This window comes from Brevundimonas sp. (genome assembly GCF_036732845.1).
Taxonomy (GTDB): domain Bacteria; phylum Pseudomonadota; class Alphaproteobacteria; order Caulobacterales; family Caulobacteraceae; genus Brevundimonas.
The window spans coordinates 42506-61960 of the sequence record NZ_DAINBO010000015.1 but is presented as its reverse complement, the minus strand read 5'-3'; the positions used below and the strand labels follow the sequence as shown (position 1 = coordinate 61960).

The following is a 19455-nucleotide window of genomic DNA, read 5'->3' as shown; positions in this document are numbered from 1 at the left end:
CATCAACTTCTAAGTCCCGCGAAAGGCGGCCGGACACATCCGGCCGCCGATCCGGTTCTGGAAGCGTCGATGACGACTTCGGAAACCGCCGCTCCTCACGGGGCGGCGGTTTTCTTTTGGGGGTCTCAAAAGAAGGCGGTCTTCAGGGGTCCAATCGCCCGGCGGCGTGCAGGGCGGCGATGATCCGATCCACGGACTGTTCGACCGACAGGGCCGCCGCGTCCAGGTGCACCTCGGGGGTCTCGGGCGCCTCATAGGGGCTGTCGACGCCGGTGAAATTCTTCAGTTCGCCTGACCGGGCCTTGGCGTAGAGACCCTTGACGTCGCGCGCCTCGACCGTCGCCAGGGGGGCGTCGACGAAGACCTCCAGGAACTCACCCTCGGCCATCATCTCGCGCGCCATGCGCCGCTCGGCCGCGAAGGGCGAGATCAGCGACACCAGGACGATCAGCCCGGCGTCGGCCATCATCCGCGCCGTCTCGGCCGCGCGGCGGACGTTCTCGACCCGGTCGGCGGCGGTGAAGCCCAGGTCGCGGTTCAGCCCGTGACGCAGATTGTCGCCGTCGATCAGATAACAATGCCGCCCCTGGGCCGTCAGCCGCGCCTCGACGGCGTCGGCGATGGTTGACTTGCCCGCGCCCGACAGGCCGGTCAGCCAGACGACGGTCGGCTTCTGGCCCTTGGCGGCGGCGCGGCGCGCGCGGTCCACGGTGACGGCCTGGCGATGGATGTTGTGCGCCCGGCGCAGGGCGAAGCGGATCATGCCGGCGCCGACGGTGGCGCGCGTTTCGCGATCGATGACGATGAAGCCGCCCAGGTCGCGGTTCCGCTCATAGGGGGCGAAGGCCGTCTCACGCGACAGCGACAGATGGCAGACGCCGATCTCGTTCAGGCCCAGGGTGCGCGCCGCCAGCGGCTCCAGGCTGTTGACGTCGATGCGGTGACGGATGTCGGTGACCTGGCCGCCGCACGACGCTGTGCCGATCTGGATGTCATAGACCCGCCCGGGCAGCATCGGCGCCTCGGCCATCCAGACGATCGTCGCCTCGAACTGGTCGGCGCTTTCCAACGGCGCCGAGGCCGCCGCCAGCACGTCGCCGCGCGTGACATCGACATCGACGTCCAAGGTGATGGCGACGGAGGCGCCGTCGTCGGCTCGATCCACCGCTTGTCCCGCCAGGGTCAGGGCCTTGACCGTCGCCTCGCGCCCCGACGGTTCGACCCGCAGCCGGTCGCCGACGGCGACGGTGCCTTGCACGATCCGGCCCAGATAGGCGCGCGCCTCGCCGACGCGCTGGACCAGTTGCACCGGCATGCGCAAGGGCGAGTCCGCCGCCGCGCCCGCGACCGTCAGGGTCTCCAGCGTCTCCAGCAAGGGTCGTCCGTCGAACCAGGGGGTGTTCGCGCTGGGCGCCACGACATTGTCGCCGTCGCGGCCGCTGAGGGGGATGGGCGTCACCGTCTTCAGGCCGATGCGGGCGGCGAAGTCGGTGAAGTCGGCGACCGCCTCGTCGAAGGCGGCGCGGTCCCAGCCGACCAGATCCATCTTGGTCACGGCCAACACCACCGACCTTACGCCCAACAGGGCGCACAGAAAGGCGTGACGGCGGGTCTGGACCAGCACGCCCTTGCGCGCATCGACCAGCACCACGGCCGTGTCGGCGCGCGAGGCGGCGGTGACCATGTTGCGGGTGTACTGTTCGTGTCCCGGCGTGTCGGCGACGATGAATTTGCGGTGCGACGTGGCGAAATAGCGATAGGCCACGTCGATGGTGATGCCCTGTTCCCGCTCGGCCAGCAGGCCGTCGACCAGGAAGGAATAGTCAGGCCCGTGCGGTCCGACGGGCAGGGCGGCCAACTGATCGTCGGGCACGGTCCCGCTCTCGGCCAGCAGGCGGCCGATCAGGGTCGACTTGCCGTCATCGACGGAGCCGCAGGTGATGAAACGCAGCGTGTCGGAACCGGCCATCAGAAATAGCCCTCCGCCTTCTTCTTCTCCATCGAGCCGGCCTGGTCCGTGTCGATCAGGCGGCCCTGGCGTTCGGAGCTGCGCGAGGCGCGCATTTCGGCGATGACGGCGTCCAGGGTCGTCGCCTCGCTATCAATCGCGCCGGACAGGGGGTAGCAGCCCAGGGTGCGGAAACGAACCGAGCGTAGCTGGGGCGTCTCGCCCGGCTCCAGCCGCATCCGTTCGTCATCGACCATGATCCAGACGTCGTTGCGGCGCACGACCGGGCGCGGGGCGGCGAAATAGAGCGGCGGAACGGCAACGCCCTCGGCGGCGACATAGTCCCAGACGTCCAGTTCGGTCCAGTCGGACAGGGGGAAGACCCGCATGGTCTCGCCCGGCTGAACGCGGGCGTTGTACAGGCTCCACAGCTCGGGCCGCTGGCGGCGCGGGTCCCAGCGGTGGCCGGGACCGCGAAAGCTGAACACCCGCTCCTTGGCGCGGCTGGCCTCTTCGTCGCGGCGTGCGCCGCCGATGGCCGCGTCAAAACCGTGCAGGTCCAGCGCCTGTTTCAGCCCCTGGGTCTTCCAGATGTCGGTATGGACGGCCGAGCCGTGGTCGAACGGATTGATCCCGCGCTCCAGCCCTTCGGGATTGACGTGAACCAGAAGCTCCATGCCGCTCTCGGCCGCCATGCGGTCGCGCAGGGCGTACATGTCGCGGAATTTCCAGGTCGTATCGACGTGCAACAGCGGGAAGGGCGGGGGCAGGGGGGCGAAGGCCTTTCGGGCCAGGTGCAGCAGGACGGCGGAATCCTTGCCGATCGAATACAGCAGCACCGGCCGCGCGCACTGGGCCGCCACCTCCCGCAGGATGTGGATGCTGTCGGCCTCCAGCCGCTTGAGGCGGCCCAGGCGGGTTGCGGGATCGGCCCCCATCGTCATGCTCCGTCCGTCGCAGACCCGGCGTCGCTTCACAAGAGGGCGGGCGGGCGGTATTCGGGCCGCACGCCTTCAGGGAAAACCTCATGCGCATCGCAATGATCGGCACCGGCTATGTCGGCCTGGTGTCTGGAGCCTGTTTCGCCGACTTCGGCCACACCGTCGTCTGCGTCGACAAGGACGCGGGCAAGATCGAGCGGCTGAACCGCGGCGAAATGCCGATCTATGAGCCGGGACTGGACGATTTGGTCGCCGCCAACGTGCGTGACGGGCGGCTGTCCTTCGCCGTCGATGGGACCGAGGCGATCCGGTCGGCCGACGCGGTCTTCATCGCCGTGGGCACGCCCTCGCGCCGGGGCGACGGCCATGCGGACCTGAGCTTCGTCTATGCGGTGGCCGAAGAGGTCGCCGAGCTGATGGACGGCTTCACCGTGGTGGTGACCAAGTCGACCGTGCCGGTCGGCACCGGCGACGAGATCGAGCGCATCATCCGCGAGCGCCGCCCCGACGCCCAGTTCGCCGTGGTGTCCAATCCCGAATTCCTGCGCGAAGGCGCCGCCATCGGCGACTTCAAACGGCCCGACCGCGTCGTCGTCGGCGTCGAGAACGAGCAGGCCAGGGGGGTCATGGCCGAGATCTATCGCCCGCTGAACCTGAACGAGACGCCGATCCTGTTCACCGGGCGTCGGACGTCGGAGCTGATCAAATACGCCGCCAACGCCTTCCTGGCGCTGAAGATCACCTTCATCAACGAAATGGCCGACCTGTGCGAAAAGGTCGGGGCCGATGTGCAGCAGGTGGCGCGCGGCATTGGCCTGGATAACCGTATCGGGTCGAAATTCCTGCACGCCGGGCCAGGTTACGGCGGGTCGTGCTTTCCCAAGGACACCCTGGCCCTGGTGCGCACCGCGACCGACGCGGGCAGCCCGGTGCGGCTGGTTGAGACCACCGTCGCCGTCAACGATGCGCGCAAGAAGGCCATGGCCGGGCGCGTTCAGGCGGCCTTGGGCGGCGAGCTGAAGGGCAAGACGGTGGCCCTGCTGGGCCTGACCTTCAAGCCGAACACCGACGACATGCGCGATGCGCCGTCGCTGGACGTGGCGCCGGCCCTGATCGCGGCCGGGGCGACGGTCCAGGCCTTCGATCCCGAAGGCATGCATGAGGCGTCCAAACTGTTGGACGGGGTGGCGTTCAAGGACGGACCCTATGAAGCCGTCGAAGGCGCGGATGTGGTGGTGATCCTGACCGAGTGGGATCAATTCCGCGCCCTGGACCTGGATCGGGTCAAGCGGCTGGTGAAGTCGCCGGTGATGGTGGATCTGAGGAACGTCTACAGGCCTGACGACATGCGGGCGCGAGGCTTCCGCTACAGCTCCATCGGCCGGAGCTGATTGTCTCAGCCGCCGGTGCGGACCAGGACGGCTTGTCGGGGGGCGGTTTCGGCGGCGGACGCCTGGGCCTTGCGGTCGATGACCGAACCGCCGACGGTGATGACCAGAGCGGCGACGAGGACGGCCGAGGCGACGGCGGTCGCCGCCAGTTTCAGACCCTCGCCCAATTCGTGATCGCCCACCGTGCCCCCCTGCATCGACAGGGCGTTAAGCCATTTTCGCGTCCTGGGCGCAAGTCACGGAACGGTGTGCCGTAAAAAGCGAACGGGCGGCCCTTTCGAGCCGCCCGCGAGCCTTCGGATTCGTCGGTGGATCAGCCCGTGAAGGGGCGAATCAGGATCTCCACGCGACGATTCTGGGCCTTGCCGGCGGGGGTGTCGTTGGAGGCGATCGGCTGGCTCTCGCCGCGGCCGTCGACGAACAGACGCTCGGCCAGGACGTTGCGGCTGACCAGATAACCGGCGACCGACGAGGCGCGACGGCGCGACAGGTCGAGGTTGTACGCGTCCGAGCCGGCGGAATCGGCGTGGCCGATGATGTCGATGACCGAGCGGTCGTATTCGTTCAGCACGCCTGCCACATCGTCCAGCACAGCGTTGAAGCGCGGGTCGATCGAGGACTGGTTGGTGGCGAAGGTGACGTCCGACGGCATGCGCAGGACAAGGACGTCGCCCTGGCGCGCCACGCCGACGCCGGTGCCCGACAGTTCGGCTTCCAGCGCGCGCTGTTGGCGGTCCATGTAGTTGCCGACCGCGCCGCCGGCCAGGGCGCCGATGCCCGCGCCGATCAGGGCGTTCTTGCGGCCCTGTTCGCCGTCCGAGGTGTTGGTCAGATAGCCCAGCAGGGCACCGCCCAGGGCGCCGGCGATCACGCCCGTGCCGGTGTTGTTGCGGCGCGGGGTCGAGCTGTAGGGGTCGGTGGTGGTGCAGGCTGCGGCGCCGACGAGGACGGCGATAGAGGCACTGACGAGGGCGAGCTTGGCGCGCATGGGATAGGGGTCCTTGTTGCGAAGTGGTCGGCGCTGAAACGTCGGCTTACGGTGAAGGTTCCAAGCTGTACCGTATATGAACGGTCCTGTCCGCTTTGCCATCAGGCCGTCACAGGGCGTAAGGACAGAGCCATATCTTCGGCCCCTGCCCGCGAGCACGACCATGACCGCCGTCAAATCCGCCATCGAACCGGTTTCGATGCGACTGTACGATCAGGACTTCCAAGCCTTCGCCGACGCCCTGGGGACCTCGTTCAAACGCTATGGCTTCGCCGTCATCGCCGATCACGGGTTGGATCAGGCGACGCTGGACGCGGCCCTGGACGACGCCAAGGCCTTCTTCGCCCTGCCGGAGCCGACCAAGAAGAAATACCATCTGCTCGGCACCGGCGGCGCGCGCGGCCTGACCCCGTTCGGGGTCGAGGCGGCCAAGGGCGCGGCGACCGTCGATCTGAAGGAGTTCTGGCACGTCGGGCGCGAGCTGCCGCAAGACCATCCGTACCGGAAATACATGCGCGACAATCTGTGGCCGACCGAGATTTCCGGTTTCCGCCAGCACCAGTACGGCATGTTCGAGGCCATGGACGCCCTGGGCGCCAAGGTGCTGCGCGCCATCGCCCGATATCTGGAGCTGGGCGACGCCTATTTCGAGGACAAGGTCGAACTGGGGAACTCGATCCTGCGCACGCTGCACTATCCGCCGGTTCCGGCCGATGCGCCGGGCGTGCGGGCTGGGGCGCACGAAGACATCAACGTCATCACCCTGTTGCTGGGCGCCGAAGAGGCGGGCCTGCAACTGAAGGACGCCGACGGCGAGTGGCTGGACATCGCGCCGCCGCCGGGAGCGCTGGTGGTCAACATCGGCGACATGCTGCAGCGACTGACCAACCACGTCCTGCCGTCGACGACGCACCGGGTGGTCAATCCGGCGCCCGAGCGGCGCGGCTATGCGCGCTATTCGACGCCCTTCTTCCTGCATTTCAACCCGGACTTCATGATCGAGACGCTGCCGTCGATGATCACGACGGACAATCCCGACCGCTATGAAGGCCGCGCCATAATGGCCGAGGACTTCCTGACCGAGCGGTTGAAGGAAATCCGGCTGATCTGACCTCGCCGGGATGTTCGGTGCGGCCCGTTAACCCTCGCCGGTAGGCCTTCCCTTAACCGTCGCCGTGCAATCTGCGCGGTGGCGGACCTTGCGTCCGCGCGCGGAGGCAGGAACCCATGGGCGGCATCACGAACGCCATCGCCGGCTGGGGACGGAACCTGAAGGGGTTCGCGGGCCGTTTCGCGCGCGCGCGTCGGGGCAATGTGGCGATGATCTTCGCCCTCAGCCTGCCGCCGCTGATCCTGATGACGCTGGGCGGGGTGGACATCCACCGCGCCTCGACCGTGCGGGTCAATCTGCAAGACGCGCTGGACGCGGCCGCCCTGGCCGCCGCCCGCTCGCCCTACACCACCAATGCCGAGATCACGACCGTCGGCCTGGCGGCGCTGAAGGCCAATCTTCAGGCCTATCCCGAAATCACCCTGCGTGAGGATCGCACCACCTTCGCCCTGAACAGCGAGGGCGTGGTCGTGGCCGACGCCAAGGTCGATGTGAAGGCCCTGGTCGCCAACATCTTCCTGCCGCCCTACGGCAAGTTCATGGACGACAAGCTGCCGGTCGGGGCGCATTCCGAGGTGTTCCGCTCGAACAAGATGGTCGAGATCGCCCTGGTTCTGGACAACACCGGCTCGATGTCGGGGTCCAAGCTGACCAACACCAAGTCGGCCGCCGTCAATCTGATCGACCGCCTGGCCGCCGCCGACGCCCGCAGCGTCGAGGACGATGCGGTCAAGATCGCCCTGGTGCCCTTCTCCATGACCGTCCGGGTGAACTCGGGCTTCGGCACGACCAACAACCGCACCAGCGCCTCGAACCTGGGCTGGCTCAGCCGCTCGACCAACCACACCGGCTCGACCGGGACGACCGGGCTGTTCTCGACCGGCCAGGACCGTTTCGCCCTGCTGGACACGCTTCAGATCGGCTGGGGCGGCTGTATCGAAAGCCGGGCCTATCCCTACGACGTCCGGGATACGGCGCCGAACAGCGGCGACCAGGCGACGATGTTCGTGCCCTATTTCTCGCCCGACTCGCCCGACGACAACACCTTCCCCAACGACAGCCGCTGGGAGGATTTCGACTATCCCAACGACTATCTCGATGAGCCGACCACCAGCCTCAGCGGCCTGATCAGCAATCTGTTGGGCACCTTGAGCAGCACCTTGCGCATTCAGGCCTGGGATCGGCTGACCAAGGACGCCTCCAAATACACGCGCACGCGTCTGCGCAGCGGCATCGGCGTGAACCTGGGTCCCAACCAGGGCTGCGGGCTGGAGCCGGTCATGCGCCTGACCGACGACTTCACCGGCCTGAAGGCCGCCATCGGCCGCATGAAGGCCACCGGCAACACCAACATTCCCATGGGTCTGATGTGGGGCTGGCACGCCCTGTCGCCGAACGCGCCGTTCCGTGACGGCCAGCCCTATGGGACCGAGCGTCTCCAGAAGATCGTCATCCTGATGACCGACGGCGAGAATGTGAACTCGACCGCCAGCAATCCCGACAACTCGGTCTATTCCGGCGCCGGCCTGATCTGGCAGGAGCGGCTGGGCCTGGGCGTCAGCTCCAGCAGCTCTCAACGCCGCGCCGTCATGGACGACCGGCTGGAGGAGCTGTGCGGCAATCTGCGGACGCGCGAGATCATCGTCTATACGGTCGGCGTCCAGGTCGACAGCCGCACGCAAGAGCTGCTCAGCGGCTGCGCCAGCCAGCCGGCCAACTATTTCAATGTCACAAACGCCGCCGACATCGGCGCGGCCTTCGACCGCATCGCCGGGGCCATCGAAAACCTGCGCATCGCCAAATAAGACCGATCGGCCACCCTCCCGGTCGGGGGAGGGTGGCCGGGCACGGACGCCGTCAGGCCGGGATCAGTTGTCCCAGCCGCAGCGCTTGCCGCGGTTCTGTTGGGTCAGCCAGACGTTCAGCGGCGCGAAATAGTCGGCCACGGCCGAGGCGTCGTTGCCGTTCTCGCCGGTGAAGGCGGCCATGGCCTCTTGCCACGGACGCGACTGGCCCATCTCCATCATGGCGTTGAAGCGGCGGCCGACCTCGGTGTTGCCGTAGATCGAGCAGCGGTGCAGCGGCCCGGTCCAGCCCGACATCTTGCAAGCCGCGCGGTGGAACTGGAACTGGTAGATGTGGGCCAGGAAATAGCGCGTGTACGGCGTGTTTCCGGGGATGTGGTATTTGGCGCCCGGATCGAAGGCGTTGGCCGGGCGCGGTCCCGGCGGCGTCAACCCCTGGTACTTCAGCATATTGGCCGTCCAGGCGTCGTTATAGTGATCCGGCGTGGTCTTGCCGCTGAACACGTCCCAGCGCCAGCGATCGACCATCAGGCCGAACGGCAGGAAGGCGATCTTGTCCAGCGCCATCTTCAGCAGGAAGGGGATGTCCTCCTCGGCGCCCGGCACGGTGTCCAACAGACCGATCTGGTTCAGATAGGTCGGGGTCGTGGCCGACAGGCCGATGAAGTCGCCGATGGCTTCATGGAAGCCGTCGTTGGCGCCGTTGCGGAACAGGAAGGGCTGCTGGTTGTAGGCGCGCTGATAGACGTTGTGACCCAGCTCGTGGTGGACGGTGTAGAAGTCGTCGGCGTTGATCTGGGTGCACATCTTGATGCGCACGTCATTGACGTTGTCCAGGTCCCAGGCCGAGGCGTGGCAGACCACTTCCCGATCACGCGGGCGGGTGATCTGGCTGCGTTCCCAGAAGGTGTCGGGCAAGGGGGCCAGGCCCAGGGAGGTGTAGAAGCCCTCGCCGGTCTTCACCATGCGCGTGGCGTCATAGTTGGCGCGGGTCAGCAACTGGGTCAGGTCATAGCCCTGGCCGGCGGGCACGTTGGCGGGGGCGACGACGTCATAGATGTTGCCCCACTGCTGCGACCACATATTGCCCAAGAGGTCGGCGCGGATCGGGCCGTGATCGGGCTGGACCGCATCGCCGTATTTGGCGTTCAGCCGCCCGCGCACATAGCAGTGCAGGTTTTCGTAGAAGGGTTTGACCTGGTTCCACAGCCGGTCGGTCTCGGCGGCGAAGGCGTCGGGCGCCATGTCGTAACCGGCGCGCCACATGGCCCCGGTGTCGGCATAGCCCAGTTCGCGGCTGCCCTCATTGGCGATGGCGACCATGCGGGCGTAGTCGTCGCGCATGACCGGTGAAATGGTGCGCCAGCCCTCGTACAGGGCCTTGGTCTCGGCTGGATCGCGGCTCTCGGCGATCTTGACGTTGGCGTCATCGAGCGTGATCTGCTCGCCCTTGAACTGGAATTTGCCGGTGGCGTAGGTCGAGTCCAGACGGGTGGTGATGTCGGCCAGTTCGGCGGCGGCGCCCGGACGGTTCGGGGCGGGCAGGACGATGCCCAGACGCATCAGGTTCAGCTTGCGGCGGACGTCGGCGGGAACCCGAACATCATTGAAGCGGGCCGCCTCATTGGCCAGTTGCACCGACATTTCGGTGGCCTGGGCGTTGGCTCGGCTTTCCAGCCACATGGTGTCGAAGGTGATGTTGGTGGCGCGCACCCACTGCACGCGAGCGACATATTCGCCCATCTCCATCAGTCGCTTCTCGGCGTCGGCGACGAAGGCCGTGGCGCCCTCGGTCGTGGCGGGGAAGGCGGTTTCCGAGGCCGAGGCCGGGGCGGCGGGCGCTGGGGCCGCCGCGTCGGGGGGCGTCGAGCCCGAGGTCCAGGACTTGACCGTGACGCAGCCCGTCAGGCCCAGGGCGCAGACGGCGACCGCCGCCATCAGTTGACGCTTCATGGTGTCTCTCTCCCGCATATGCCGTCTCGCGTGGGCGGCCTTTTCGGCGCGCATGGGAGGCAAGCGGAGCCGCCGCGTCAAGCTCGGCTTTTCACCGAAGAACGCAGGCGGCCAGACCTTCGCCGCGCACCGTGCCCATGGCGGCCTGGACGCGGCCGGCGCGCCTGCGGACATAGGGACCGGGGCTGGCCGCCTTATAGCGGCGCGGGCTGGGCAGGATGGCGGCCAGACGGGCGGCCTCGCGCGTGGTCAGGTCGGCGGCGCTCTTGCCGTACCAGCGACGGGCGGCGGCCTCGGCGCCATAGACGCCGGGCGCCCATTCGGCGACGTTCAGATAGACCTCCATGATCCGCCGCTTGCCCCACAGGGTCTCGATCAGGACGGTGTAGCCGGCTTCCAGCCCCTTCCTGATCCAGTCGCGGCCCGGCCATAGAAAGACGTTCTTGGCGGTCTGCTGGCTGATGGTCGATCCGCCGCGCACCTTGCGGCCGCGGGCGTTGGAATCCAGCGCCTTCTCTATGGCCTCGAAATCGAAGCCGCGATGTTCGCAAAAGCGCGCGTCCTCGGCGGCGATGACGGCCTCGACCAGACGTGGCGAGATGTCGTCCAGCCCGCGCCATTGGTAATCCAGCCCGTTCCCCGCCACGGCCTGCTTGATCATCAGCAGGGTGGTCGGCGGCGGCACGAAGCGGTGGATGACCACCGCCCCGACCGGCAGCATGGCCAGGATCAGCAGGGCCGTCAGGATCGGCCGCCCGCGTGTCTTGATTTCGGTCGCCGCGCTCATCGGACCAAGGGTTCCGTCATCACGGTCAAGGTTGCAAGCCTCAGAGGTCAACGATCCCGGCTTGACCGTCCTCGTCGGCCCAGGCCAGACGCGTGGTCTCGGCGTCGAAGGCCAGGGCGACGATGGGCGCGCCCTTGTCGGCCTTGACCCGCTCCAGGCCCTGGGCCGACGGATCGGCGACCCAGACGCGGCCGTCGTTCAGCCCGGCGGCGACACGCCCGTGTTTCGCCTGGGCGGCGACCAGATTGACCAGGCTGGTCTCGTCGAAGCCGATCTCGGTCGCCTCACGCCCCATCGGGCCATTCGACCCCTCGAAAGGCCACAGCACCACGCCCTGCGCGCCCGGCGTGGCCAGAAGGCGCCCCCTGGACAGGAAGGCCATGTTGCGGATCTTGGCCGGATAGCCGCCCATGCGCATGTTGCGCTGATCCTTCAGCCGCCAGCCGTGAAGTTGGTTGTCCTGCATGGTGGTGATCAGAAAGGCGCCGTCGGGCGACCAGCCGACGCCCGTATGCGATCCGGCCCATTTCAGCACCGTCGGCTGCTGCTGGGCGATCCGCGCGTACCACAGGGCCGCGCCGCCATAGGTAGAGGCGGCCACGCGGCGTCCCTTCGGCTCGAAGGCCACGCCCGAGACGGTGCGCTCATGCACGAAATCGCGACGGAAGGCGGCGTCGGCGACATCGATCACCGACAGGGTCTTGCCGAAGGCGAAGGCGATCAGGCCGGTCTCGGACGCGGCGTCGACGGCGTCGATCCATTGACCCTTGGCCGTGGCCAGAAGCACGGATTCGCCCCGGCGGCTCCAGACCAGCTTGCCGTCATCGCCGCCGGTGACAACGCCGTCGCCCGACGGATGGACGCAGGCGCACAGGACCGCGCCGTCATGGGCCTCGGCCCGTTCGCCGCTCTCGAACACCACCGCGCCGTCGCCCAGGGCGAAGACGGCGCCGATCCGGTCGAACAGGGCGGCGGTGACCTGGGCGTCGAAGGTGAAGGTCTTCACGCGGCGCAGCTCTCGAAACCGGCCTTCAGCGCGGCCTCGTCCAGATCGCGGCCGATGAAGACGGCGCGGCTCCAGCGGCGTTCCTTGTCGCCCCACGGCCGTTGCAGGTCGCCCTCCAGGATCATGTGAACGGCCTGGAAGACCAGGCGGCGGTCCTCGCCGGCGACGTCGATGATGCCCTTGGCGCGCAGGATGTCCTGACCCTTCTCGGCCAGCAGCCGGTCCAGCCAGGCGGTGAATTTGGTCCCGTCCAGCGGCCGGTCCAGCGACAGGGAGACGCCCTTGATGTCGTCCTGGTGGGCGTGGCCGCGCGGGCCGTGGCCGTGGCCGTGGTCGTGATGGTGGTCATGCCCGTGATCATGCCCATGGTCATGATCGTGGCCGCAGTCTTCGTCGTGGACATGGCCTTCGGCGCCGTGTGGCGGGTTCACGAAGTCCGGGCGGACCTCCAGGATGCGCTCAAGATCGAAACCGTGACGGCCCAGCACCTTGTCCAGGTCCACACCGGCGCGCTCGGCGCGAAGGATGGGGGCCAGCGGGTTCAGCGCGCGCAGCCGCGCCTCGACGGCGACCAGTTCCTCGGCCGTCGCGAGATCGACCTTGTTCAGGATGATCTGGTCGGCGAAGGCCACCTGTTCGCGGGCCTCCTTGGAATCGTCCAGCCGGGCCATGACGTGTTTGGCGTCGACCAGGGCGGTGACGCTGTCGAGCTGGGTCTTGGCCTTCACGTCCTCATCGACGAAGAAGGTCTGGGCCACCGGGCCGGGGTCGGCCAGGCCGGTGGTCTCCACGATGATGGCGTCAAAGGCGGGCTTGCCCGGCCGCTGGCGCTTCATCAGGCCGCCGACGACGCGGATCAGGTCGCCGCGCACGGTGCAGCAGACGCAGCCGTTGTTCATCTCGAACACATCCTCGTCGGCGCCGACCACCAGGTCGTTGTCGATGCCGATCTCGCCGAACTCATTGACGATGACGGCGTAGCGTTTGCCGTGGTCCTCGGTGAGGATGCGGTTCAGCAGCGTGGTCTTGCCGGCGCCGAGGTAGCCGGTGAGGACGGTGACGGGGGTCTTGTCGGTCATGGGCGTGCAGATGGCGCGTCGAGGGGCAAAAGGGAAGGGAAGGGGAGGGCTTAGGTCTTAGGGCTTAGGAATTAGAAGGGCGCTGATCATTCGCCTAAGCCCTAAGCCCTAAGCCCTAAGCCCTAAGCCCTAAGCCCTAAGCCCTAAGCCCTATCTCCCTCAGCAATCCGGGCAATCCGGCAACGCCCCCGTCTCCAATTGCAAGGTCGTGTGGCCGATGCGGAAGCGCTCGCGCACCAGGCCCTGGGCCTCGGCCAGCAGGGCGGCGGGATCGTCGCGGCCATGGACCAGGTGGGCGGTCAGGGCCGTCTCGGTGGTCGACAGGCCCCAGACGTGCAGGTCGTGCACGGCGCTGACGCCGGGCAGGGCCAGAAGCGCGTCGCGGATGGCGGCCACATCCATGCCGGAGGGCGCGGCGTCCAGCGCCAGGTTCACCGAATCCTTCAACAGGCCCCAGGTCCCGATCAGGATGACGGCGACGATGATCAGGCTGACCAGGGGATCGATGATCGACCAGCCGGTCAACAGAATCAGCCCACCCGCCAACACCACGCCGATCGACACGGCCGCGTCGGCCATCATGTGCAGATAGGCGCCCTTGGCGTTCAGGTCCGAATGCTGGTCGCGCATGAACAACAGCGCCGTGCCCAGGTTGATGACGAAGCCGATCCCGGCCACGGCCATGATGACGCCCGAGGCCACGGGCGCCGGTTCCGCCAGGCGTCGCACGGCCTCCACCGCGATGGCGCCGCAGGCGAAGATCAGCAGCAGGGCGTTGCCCAGCGCCGCCAGCACCGTCGCCTTGCCATAGCCATAGGTGCGTCGCGCTCCGGCGTTGCGCCGCGCCAGCCAGGCCGCGCCCCCGGCCATGGCGAGGCCCAGCACGTCGGACAGATTGTGGCCCGCGTCGGCCATCAGGGCGGTCGAGCTGCTCCACATCCCGGCGCCGAACTCCACGCCGACGAAGGCCAGATTGACGATCAGGCCGACGACATAGCGCCAGTCGCCGGTGTCGACCGGGCCGTGATGATGGCCGTGGCCGTGCGCATGGTCATGACCATGATGGTCGTGCGCGTGGTCGTGCGAATGACTGTGATGGGCGCCCATGGTCTTTGTCTTAGGCGCCTATCGCGCATCGCGCTACGTGGTTGCGGCTAGTGCTGATGCGTCATCACCAGCAGGCCCAGGCCGATCAGGGCCACGCCCAGCACCATGCCCTCATACCGCGCCCAGCGTTCAAGCCGCAGGATCGAGGCGCCCGCGCGGGCCAGGGTCGTCAGCACCGTCATGCCCGCCACCGTCCCCGCCGCGAAGGCCAGGGTCAGCAGGCCCAGCACGACCAGGCCCTCTTCGGCCGTCGACAGATAGATCGGCAACAGCACCTCGCCCGGTGAAACGGCCATCATCGCCACCAGGCCCCAGAAGGCGGCGCTGTCGGTGACGGCGGGTTCGGGCGTCTCCAGCGGCGGCCCGCCGGCCGGAACCGGCCGCTTCAGCGTGGCGCGGGCCAGGTAGAAGGCGCCGAAGATCATCAGCAGGGCCGCCGACAGATGGGGCAACAGGCCCGAGATCCACTGGTTCAACGCCAGGCCCGCCAGAACGATCAGGCCGCCGACGACGGCCGTCGTGGCGATATGGGCCAAGCCCGCCGCCACGACCGCGCCCAGGGTGCGCCTTAGCGTCCACCTTTGCGCCCGCCCGACCAGGACGAAGGGCAGCCAGTGGGTCGGCAGGGCCGCGTGCAGAAAGGCCGCCGCGAATCCCGCGCCCAGAAGAGAGGCGAGAACCGGTTGCTGAAGATCGGGCGGCGACATGACGGCCGCTATAGCGTGTTACTTTGTAACGGTCGAGGGGGTGGACCATCCTTCTCACACAAGGGGAGAAGGAAAGTTCACGCGTACAGACTCTTGCGATCCAGCGGCAGGCCGCTGGGACCGGGGCGGCGCTTCTGCGCCACCGTCTGATAGACCAGCACCGAGCCGCGCTCGAAACCCTTGGCGAACAGGGCGAAATAGATCAACCACAGACGGGTGCGGGCCTCGCCGGCCAGGGCGTAGGCGTCTTCGCGGCGGGCATAGAGACGCCGTGTCCATTCGCGCAGCGTCAGCTCGAAATGCTCGCGCATGTCCTCCACGTCCAGGGTCTCGAACCCCAAGCGGCCCAGGTTGGTCACCGTCATGCCGATGGTGTCCAGCTCGCCGCCGGGAAAGATGAAACGGGTGATGACCTTGGTCGTCGGGGTCGGGCGAATGGCGTCGCGGCCGCCGCGCCGCACCGAGGCCTGATGGAAATACAGACCGCCCGGCTTCAGCAGCCGCTTCATCTCCAGGAAGTGGGTCTCGTGGTTGGCGAAACCGACGTGCTCGAACATCTCGACCTGACTGATGGCGTCATACTGGCCCTCGACCTGGCGATAGTCCTTGAGTTCGAGGGTGACCTTGTCCTGAAGACCCAGCCGCTCGACCTTGGCCCGGCCATAGTCGAGCTGGGCCTGCGACAGGGTCACGCCGTGCACGGTGACGCCGTAATTTCGGGCCGCCCAGCATGACAGGCCGGCCCAGCCGCAGCCGACGTCCAGCAGTTTCTGGCCGGGCTTGAGGCGCAGTTTCTTGCAGATGCGGTCCAACTTCTCGGCCTGCGCCGCTTCCAGCGTCGCCTCGTGCGAGGGGAAGTAGGCGCTGGAATAGACCATCTCCGGGTCCAGGAAGAGGGCGTAGAAGTCGTTGCCGACGTCATAGTGGAACTGGATGAAGTCCTGATCCCGCCGCCCTGCGCGGGCTGCGCCGACGCCGTCGTCGCCGGTGGCGTCCCAGGCCGGGATCTGGGTCGCGCCCTCGTCGCCGCCGTTCAGCAGGAAGGGGACGGCCTCGCGCGCGATCAGCCATTTGTCGACGTTGCGCGCCAGGTGGACGGCGCGGCCGTGGTCCCAGCGGTCGGCGGCCTCCAGCGGATCGCCGCCCTCTATGCGCAGATCACCGGTGGCGAACAGCTCGAACACCGTCATCAGGCCGGGCTTCAGCAACAGGCGGCGCACGGCCGAGGGGCGGGCCACCACGATCTGGATGTCGTCGCGCGCGCCGGGACCCAAGGGCAGGACCTCGCCGGTCCATAGGCGCAAGGACAGGTCGGCGCGCAGGTGTTCGGCGACATGGGCGACGATTCGGCGGGCGGCCTCGACGCGGCGATCAGTCATCAGGCGGTCTCATATGGCTTCGGCGGATTTCGCTTCGCACGGCCGGGACGGCGGGACCAGACATGGAGCCTTTGGGGCGGGGAATTCGCGTCTCGGACGGCGTTTTCAGCCCCGTTCGCGTTGACTCTGACCCCCGGCCCGTCTATGTCGCCCCCTCTTCGCCCGCGGGGTTCCTGCGGGCGCACTCTTTTTTGCGTTATGCCGAGGCTCAATATGTACGCGGTGATCAAGACCGGCGGCAAGCAGTACCGGGTTCAACCGGGCGATGTGATCGTGGTCGAGAAGCTCGACGGCGAGGCGGGCGCGAATGTCAGCTTCGGCGACGTCCTGATGCTGGGCGGCGACAAGGGCGTGACCCTGGGCGCGCCGCTGATCGCGGGCGCTTCGGTCGCCGCGACCCTGGTCGAAACCCGCAAGGGCGAGAAGGTGAAGATCTTCAAGAAGATCCGTCGCCAGGGCTATCGCCGCACCCGCGGTCACCGCCAGATGGAATCGGTCCTGCGCATCACCGGCATCGAAGGCGCCGGCGAAAAGGCCAAGTGGGACGGCGAGACCTCGCTGCTGACCAAGGCCGAGATCAACGCTCGCGCCCGCGGCCTGGCCCCGCGCACGACCGAGACCGAAGCCAAGCCCGCCAAGAAGGCCGCCGCGCCCAAGGCTGAAGCCAAGGCCGCCCCGGCCAAGAAGGCTCCGGCCAAGAAGGCCGCCGCCAAGACGGCCGAAGACTAAAGAATTCACGGGCGCCCAAGCAGGGCGTTTGTCGCTACAATAGGCGCTGACTGAGACCTTCGGGTCCGGCGCAAGAGGACGGAGCAGACTCATGGCTCACAAGAAATCCGGCGGTTCGTCGCGCAACGGTCGCGACTCCGAGTCGAAGCGCCTCGGCGTGAAGAAGTTCGGCGGCGAGCAGGTGCTGGCCGGCAACATCATTATTCGTCAGCGCGGCACCCAGTGGCATCCGGGTGACAACATGGGCATGGGCCGCGACCATACCCTGTTCGCGCTGGTGAACGGCGCCGTGAAATTCACCACCAAGCGTGGCGGCCGTTGTTACGTGTCGATTCTACCGGCCAACGACCAGCAGGCCGTAGCCGCCGAGTAAGCGATCCGAAGAAGCCTTCCCGGATCGCGTTGCTGGAATAAAGCAGCCGATCTGGACCAAGGAATTTTTCCGCGGGGAGTCTGGATCACCAGGCTCCCCGTTTTCGTTTCCCCGCCTCGACGCCGCCCGAGCCTTGAACAAGGAGGCGGCACAGAACGAGACGAGGCGACGCCATGTGCATCATCGAAACCTCACCCGTCATCGAGACGCGGCGCCTGACCCTGCGCGCCCCGGGCCTGCAAGATGTGACCCGTCTGGCCCGCCTGGCCAATGAATCCGAGATCGCCCGCATGACCCTGCGCATGCCGCACCCGTTCGGGGTCGGCGACGCCGAAGCCTTCGTGCTTCAGGTGGCGGCGCAGGACCCGGCGCGGTCGGCGACCTTCGTCATCGAGCACGAGGACCACGGCCTGGTCGGGGTGCTGGGCCTGTTCGAGGACAGCGATCCGGCGCCGGAGACCGGCTATTGGATCGGCCGCGACTACTGGGGCCGGGGCTTCGCCACCGAGGCGCTGGAGGCCGGCATGGTCTGGGCGTCGCGCAAATGGCGGCGGCGCGCCCTGATGGCGGGCCATTTCGCCGACAACCCGGCGTCCGGCCGGGTGCTGGAGAAGGCGGGCTTCCTCTACACCGGCGAGGTGCGCAAGGGATTCTCGAAAGCGCGTGGGGAAGACGTGGCGACGCGGCGGATGGTCTGGCTGGCCTGACGGTTCAGCCGCCCGACAGCAAGGGTCCGAAGGCGGCCACGGCCGCCGCCGCGCCGCCGACCGCAGCCACGGCGATGCCGGCCATGAAGGCCAGAGCCAGGCGCGCCTTGCGCCGTCGCCAGCCGCCCGACTTCAGCGAGCGGATATAGACGTGCGGCCGCTTCTCGAACGCTTCGGAGCCGACGATGTTGTGCTGGGACATGGACGCGCTCCCCCGACTGCCGCCCACGCGCGGGCGAAGTCCGAGAGGCGGGTCAGTCAGGGCCGAAAGATGGCGAACGGCGATAGGGCACGATCTCGTGAGCGGAAGACGGCGTTCGCGCCAGGGCGTGGTCTAGCCGCACCACACCAGATGGCCGGAATAGGCGCGGTAATAGCCGCTGGCCGGGTCGTAGGAGCGGTAGTTCCAGCGGCACCAGTCGATGCGGGCCTGGCTGCGCCCGCCCGAGGCGTGGCCGCCGCGCCCGGCCGGATAGACCAGATCGGGCCGCCCATAGGCGCCGGGATAGACCGAGCCGCCGCCCCCATAGGATGAGCCATAGCCGCGTCCGTGGCCGTACCGTCCCTGGCCGTAACGGTCTGACCCGCGCCGCTGGTCGCGCCAGCGTTCGCCGCAGTCGGTGCGCTCGGCGTCCCAGAAGGCGTCGCAGCGATAGTCGCCGGGCCGGTCGGCCTGGCCGTTGAAGGATCCGTCACGCGAATAGGTCCGACGGCCGCCGTCATAGGGGTTGCTGTAATGGCGGCCGGTTTCATAGCCGTAGGGGCGTTCGCCGCGCTCGCCATGGGAGGTCCAGCTCTGGGCCGAGGCGCTTCCGGCGATGGCCGAGGCGGCGGCGACGGCGGCGATCAGGATCAGGCGCATGGCGGTCTCCTTGTGCTTACATCACGACATTGGTGACGCGCCCGCCGCGTGTCTGGATGGCGCGCATCAGGACGATGCGGTCGCTGTCGGCGCTGACGGGAACGATGACGAACCAGCCGCCGTCGGGCAGACCGGCGAAGCGGAAGCGGCCGTTCTCGCACCGCTCGGAACGGACATAGGCGCGGTAGTCGGCGTTGGGATCGGGCACGTTGCGGGCGCGGACCACGGCCTCGGGCACGGCGGCGCGGTCGGTCGAGCCGTAGAGGGCGGCGAACCGCTGGCGCGTATAGGGTGTGTCGGGCGTCAGGCCCGCCGACCCGGTGCAGGCGTAGGTCTTGCCGTCACGGCGATAGTCGACCCGACCCTCGATCGCGGCCTGGCCGCCGTGCTGGGACCAGGCGAAATCGGCGGCGTTGAAGACGGCCGACGTGGCCGGGCCGTAGCCGCCGGTCGGCATCGGCGCACAGGCGGCCAGGGCGGCGGCCAGGGCCGTCAAGGCGAGAAGGGGACGGACGGACATCGGCGCGCTCCTGGGGTCGGCCAGCGGTCAAGACTTGGAGGTCAAGCCTAAGACAGGGATAT

20 protein-coding genes are annotated in these 19455 nt (G+C 67.9%); 6 read left to right on the top strand and 14 right to left on the bottom strand.

Translation table 11 applies throughout. The features are described 5' to 3' along the window. Positions 1 to 142: 142 nt before the first annotated feature. A complete protein-coding gene (gene cysC / locus V7D63_RS07635; protein ID WP_333591672.1) occupies positions 143 to 1969 on the bottom strand; it encodes an adenylyl-sulfate kinase in 1827 nt (608 codons plus the stop codon). After that, a complete protein-coding gene (cysD, locus tag V7D63_RS07630; protein ID WP_333591671.1) occupies positions 1969 to 2892 on the bottom strand; it encodes a sulfate adenylyltransferase subunit CysD in 924 nt (307 codons plus the stop codon). Before cysD ends, cysC begins: the two co-directional genes overlap by 1 nt. An 83-nt stretch (positions 2893 to 2975) precedes the next feature. Between cysD and V7D63_RS07625 the strand changes: the two genes are divergently transcribed. After that, entirely contained in the window at positions 2976 to 4280 is a 1305-nt protein-coding gene (locus V7D63_RS07625) for a UDP-glucose dehydrogenase family protein (RefSeq protein ID WP_333591670.1), read from the top strand. Between the two features lie 5 nt (positions 4281 to 4285). Here the strand turns inward: V7D63_RS07625 and V7D63_RS07620 are convergent, their stop codons facing one another. Then, entirely contained in the window at positions 4286 to 4462 is a 177-nt protein-coding gene (locus V7D63_RS07620) for a hypothetical protein (protein WP_333591669.1), read from the bottom strand. 131 nt (positions 4463 to 4593) lie between these two features. After that, positions 4594 to 5268, bottom strand: a complete 675-nt coding sequence (locus V7D63_RS07615; RefSeq protein WP_333591668.1) for an OmpA family protein — start codon at positions 5266 to 5268, stop codon at positions 4594 to 4596. Between the two features lie 163 nt (positions 5269 to 5431). Between V7D63_RS07615 and V7D63_RS07610 the strand changes: the two genes are divergently transcribed. Together V7D63_RS07610 and V7D63_RS07605 are read left to right on the top strand one after the other, a co-directional pair. Then, positions 5432 to 6379 carry an isopenicillin N synthase family dioxygenase gene (locus V7D63_RS07610; RefSeq protein WP_333591667.1) on the top strand — a complete coding sequence of 316 codons (948 nt, stop codon included), beginning with the start codon at positions 5432 to 5434 and terminating at the stop codon, positions 6377 to 6379. A gap of 116 nt (positions 6380 to 6495) precedes the next feature. Next, positions 6496 to 8184: a VWA domain-containing protein gene (locus V7D63_RS07605; protein ID WP_333591666.1), complete on the top strand. Its 1689-nt coding sequence runs from the start codon at positions 6496 to 6498 to the stop codon at positions 8182 to 8184. 63 nt (positions 8185 to 8247) lie between these two features. On the opposite strand, the gene V7D63_RS07600 is transcribed toward V7D63_RS07605, so the two are convergent. The 7 genes from V7D63_RS07600 to V7D63_RS07570 form a co-directional block, all read right to left on the bottom strand. Next, positions 8248 to 10137, bottom strand: coding sequence for a M2 family metallopeptidase (locus tag V7D63_RS07600; RefSeq protein WP_333591665.1), 1890 nt, complete (start codon positions 10135 to 10137; stop codon positions 8248 to 8250). A gap of 91 nt (positions 10138 to 10228) precedes the next feature. Beyond that, positions 10229 to 10924, bottom strand: coding sequence for a monofunctional biosynthetic peptidoglycan transglycosylase (gene mtgA / locus V7D63_RS07595; protein WP_333591664.1), 696 nt, complete (start codon positions 10922 to 10924; stop codon positions 10229 to 10231). A 40-nt stretch (positions 10925 to 10964) separates the two neighbouring features. After that, positions 10965 to 11930, bottom strand: a complete 966-nt coding sequence (locus V7D63_RS07590; RefSeq protein WP_333591663.1) for a WD40 repeat domain-containing protein — start codon at positions 11928 to 11930, stop codon at positions 10965 to 10967. Further along, entirely contained in the window at positions 11927 to 13009 is a 1083-nt protein-coding gene (locus tag V7D63_RS07585; RefSeq protein WP_333591662.1) for a CobW family GTP-binding protein, read from the bottom strand. The genes V7D63_RS07590 and V7D63_RS07585 overlap by 4 nt, the downstream gene beginning before the upstream one ends. A gap of 159 nt (positions 13010 to 13168) precedes the next feature. Then, positions 13169 to 14116 (bottom strand): cation diffusion facilitator family transporter, encoded by a 948-nt coding sequence (locus V7D63_RS07580; RefSeq protein WP_333591661.1) that lies wholly within the window; start codon positions 14114 to 14116, stop codon positions 13169 to 13171. A gap of 47 nt (positions 14117 to 14163) precedes the next feature. After that, positions 14164 to 14823: a hypothetical protein gene (locus V7D63_RS07575; RefSeq protein ID WP_333591660.1), complete on the bottom strand. Its 660-nt coding sequence runs from the start codon at positions 14821 to 14823 to the stop codon at positions 14164 to 14166. Positions 14824 to 14900: 77 nt separating this feature from the next. Beyond that, the gene (locus tag V7D63_RS07570; protein WP_333591659.1) at positions 14901 to 16202 is read right to left on the bottom strand and encodes a cyclopropane-fatty-acyl-phospholipid synthase family protein; all 1302 of its coding nucleotides are present in this window, start codon (positions 16200 to 16202) and stop codon (positions 14901 to 14903) included. A 213-nt stretch (positions 16203 to 16415) separates the two neighbouring features. Between V7D63_RS07570 and rplU the strand changes: the two genes are divergently transcribed. The 3 genes from rplU (at position 16416) to V7D63_RS07555 (ending at position 18011) form a co-directional block, all read left to right on the top strand. Further along, positions 16416 to 16931: a 50S ribosomal protein L21 gene (rplU, locus tag V7D63_RS07565; protein ID WP_333591658.1), complete on the top strand. Its 516-nt coding sequence runs from the start codon at positions 16416 to 16418 to the stop codon at positions 16929 to 16931. Positions 16932 to 17022: 91 nt separating this feature from the next. Beyond that, on the top strand, positions 17023 to 17304 hold the full coding sequence (gene rpmA, locus V7D63_RS07560) for a 50S ribosomal protein L27 (RefSeq protein ID WP_333591657.1): 282 nt from the start codon (positions 17023 to 17025) through the stop codon (positions 17302 to 17304). A gap of 173 nt (positions 17305 to 17477) precedes the next feature. Then, complete coding sequence (locus V7D63_RS07555) at positions 17478 to 18011, top strand: GNAT family N-acetyltransferase (protein WP_333591656.1); 534 nt, start codon at positions 17478 to 17480, stop codon at positions 18009 to 18011. Between the two features lie 4 nt (positions 18012 to 18015). Here V7D63_RS07555 and V7D63_RS07550 read toward each other — a convergent pair whose 3' ends face one another. The 3 genes from V7D63_RS07550 to V7D63_RS07540 all read right to left on the bottom strand — a co-directional run bounded on the left by V7D63_RS07550 (position 18016) and on the right by V7D63_RS07540 (position 19393). Then, entirely contained in the window at positions 18016 to 18213 is a 198-nt protein-coding gene (locus V7D63_RS07550) for a hypothetical protein (RefSeq protein WP_333591655.1), read from the bottom strand. Positions 18214 to 18345: 132 nt separating this feature from the next. Further along, positions 18346 to 18873: a hypothetical protein gene (locus V7D63_RS07545; protein WP_333591654.1), complete on the bottom strand. Its 528-nt coding sequence runs from the start codon at positions 18871 to 18873 to the stop codon at positions 18346 to 18348. A 16-nt stretch (positions 18874 to 18889) separates the two neighbouring features. Continuing rightward, positions 18890 to 19393 carry a hypothetical protein gene (locus V7D63_RS07540; RefSeq protein ID WP_333591653.1) on the bottom strand — a complete coding sequence of 168 codons (504 nt, stop codon included), beginning with the start codon at positions 19391 to 19393 and terminating at the stop codon, positions 18890 to 18892. Positions 19394 to 19455: the final 62 nt, after the last annotated feature.

Bases quoted from the DNA above. Each gene is read 5' to 3' on its own strand.
- cysC (WP_333591672.1), bottom strand. From the start codon at position 1,969: ATGGCCGGTTCCGACACGCTGCGTTTCATCACCTGCGGCTCCGTCGAT.
- cysD (WP_333591671.1), bottom strand. From the start codon at position 2,892: ATGACGATGGGGGCCGATCCCGCAACCCGCCTGGGCCGCCTCAAGCGG.
- V7D63_RS07625 (WP_333591670.1), top strand. From the start codon at position 2,976: ATGCGCATCGCAATGATCGGCACCGGCTATGTCGGCCTGGTGTCTGGA.
- V7D63_RS07615 (WP_333591668.1), bottom strand. From the start codon at position 5,268: ATGCGCGCCAAGCTCGCCCTCGTCAGTGCCTCTATCGCCGTCCTCGTC.
- V7D63_RS07610 (WP_333591667.1), top strand. From the start codon at position 5,432: ATGACCGCCGTCAAATCCGCCATCGAACCGGTTTCGATGCGACTGTAC.
- V7D63_RS07605 (WP_333591666.1), top strand. From the start codon at position 6,496: ATGGGCGGCATCACGAACGCCATCGCCGGCTGGGGACGGAACCTGAAG.
- V7D63_RS07600 (WP_333591665.1), bottom strand. From the start codon at position 10,137: ATGAAGCGTCAACTGATGGCGGCGGTCGCCGTCTGCGCCCTGGGCCTG.
- mtgA (WP_333591664.1), bottom strand. From the start codon at position 10,924: ATGAGCGCGGCGACCGAAATCAAGACACGCGGGCGGCCGATCCTGACG.
- V7D63_RS07585 (WP_333591662.1), bottom strand. From the start codon at position 13,009: ATGACCGACAAGACCCCCGTCACCGTCCTCACCGGCTACCTCGGCGCC.
- V7D63_RS07580 (WP_333591661.1), bottom strand. From the start codon at position 14,116: ATGGGCGCCCATCACAGTCATTCGCACGACCACGCGCACGACCATCAT.
- V7D63_RS07575 (WP_333591660.1), bottom strand. From the start codon at position 14,823: ATGTCGCCGCCCGATCTTCAGCAACCGGTTCTCGCCTCTCTTCTGGGC.
- V7D63_RS07570 (WP_333591659.1), bottom strand. From the start codon at position 16,202: ATGACTGATCGCCGCGTCGAGGCCGCCCGCCGAATCGTCGCCCATGTC.
- rplU (WP_333591658.1), top strand. From the start codon at position 16,416: ATGTACGCGGTGATCAAGACCGGCGGCAAGCAGTACCGGGTTCAACCG.
- rpmA (WP_333591657.1), top strand. From the start codon at position 17,023: ATGGCTCACAAGAAATCCGGCGGTTCGTCGCGCAACGGTCGCGACTCC.
- V7D63_RS07555 (WP_333591656.1), top strand. From the start codon at position 17,478: ATGTGCATCATCGAAACCTCACCCGTCATCGAGACGCGGCGCCTGACC.
- V7D63_RS07550 (WP_333591655.1), bottom strand. From the start codon at position 18,213: ATGTCCCAGCACAACATCGTCGGCTCCGAAGCGTTCGAGAAGCGGCCG.
- V7D63_RS07545 (WP_333591654.1), bottom strand. From the start codon at position 18,873: ATGCGCCTGATCCTGATCGCCGCCGTCGCCGCCGCCTCGGCCATCGCC.
- V7D63_RS07540 (WP_333591653.1), bottom strand. From the start codon at position 19,393: ATGTCCGTCCGTCCCCTTCTCGCCTTGACGGCCCTGGCCGCCGCCCTG.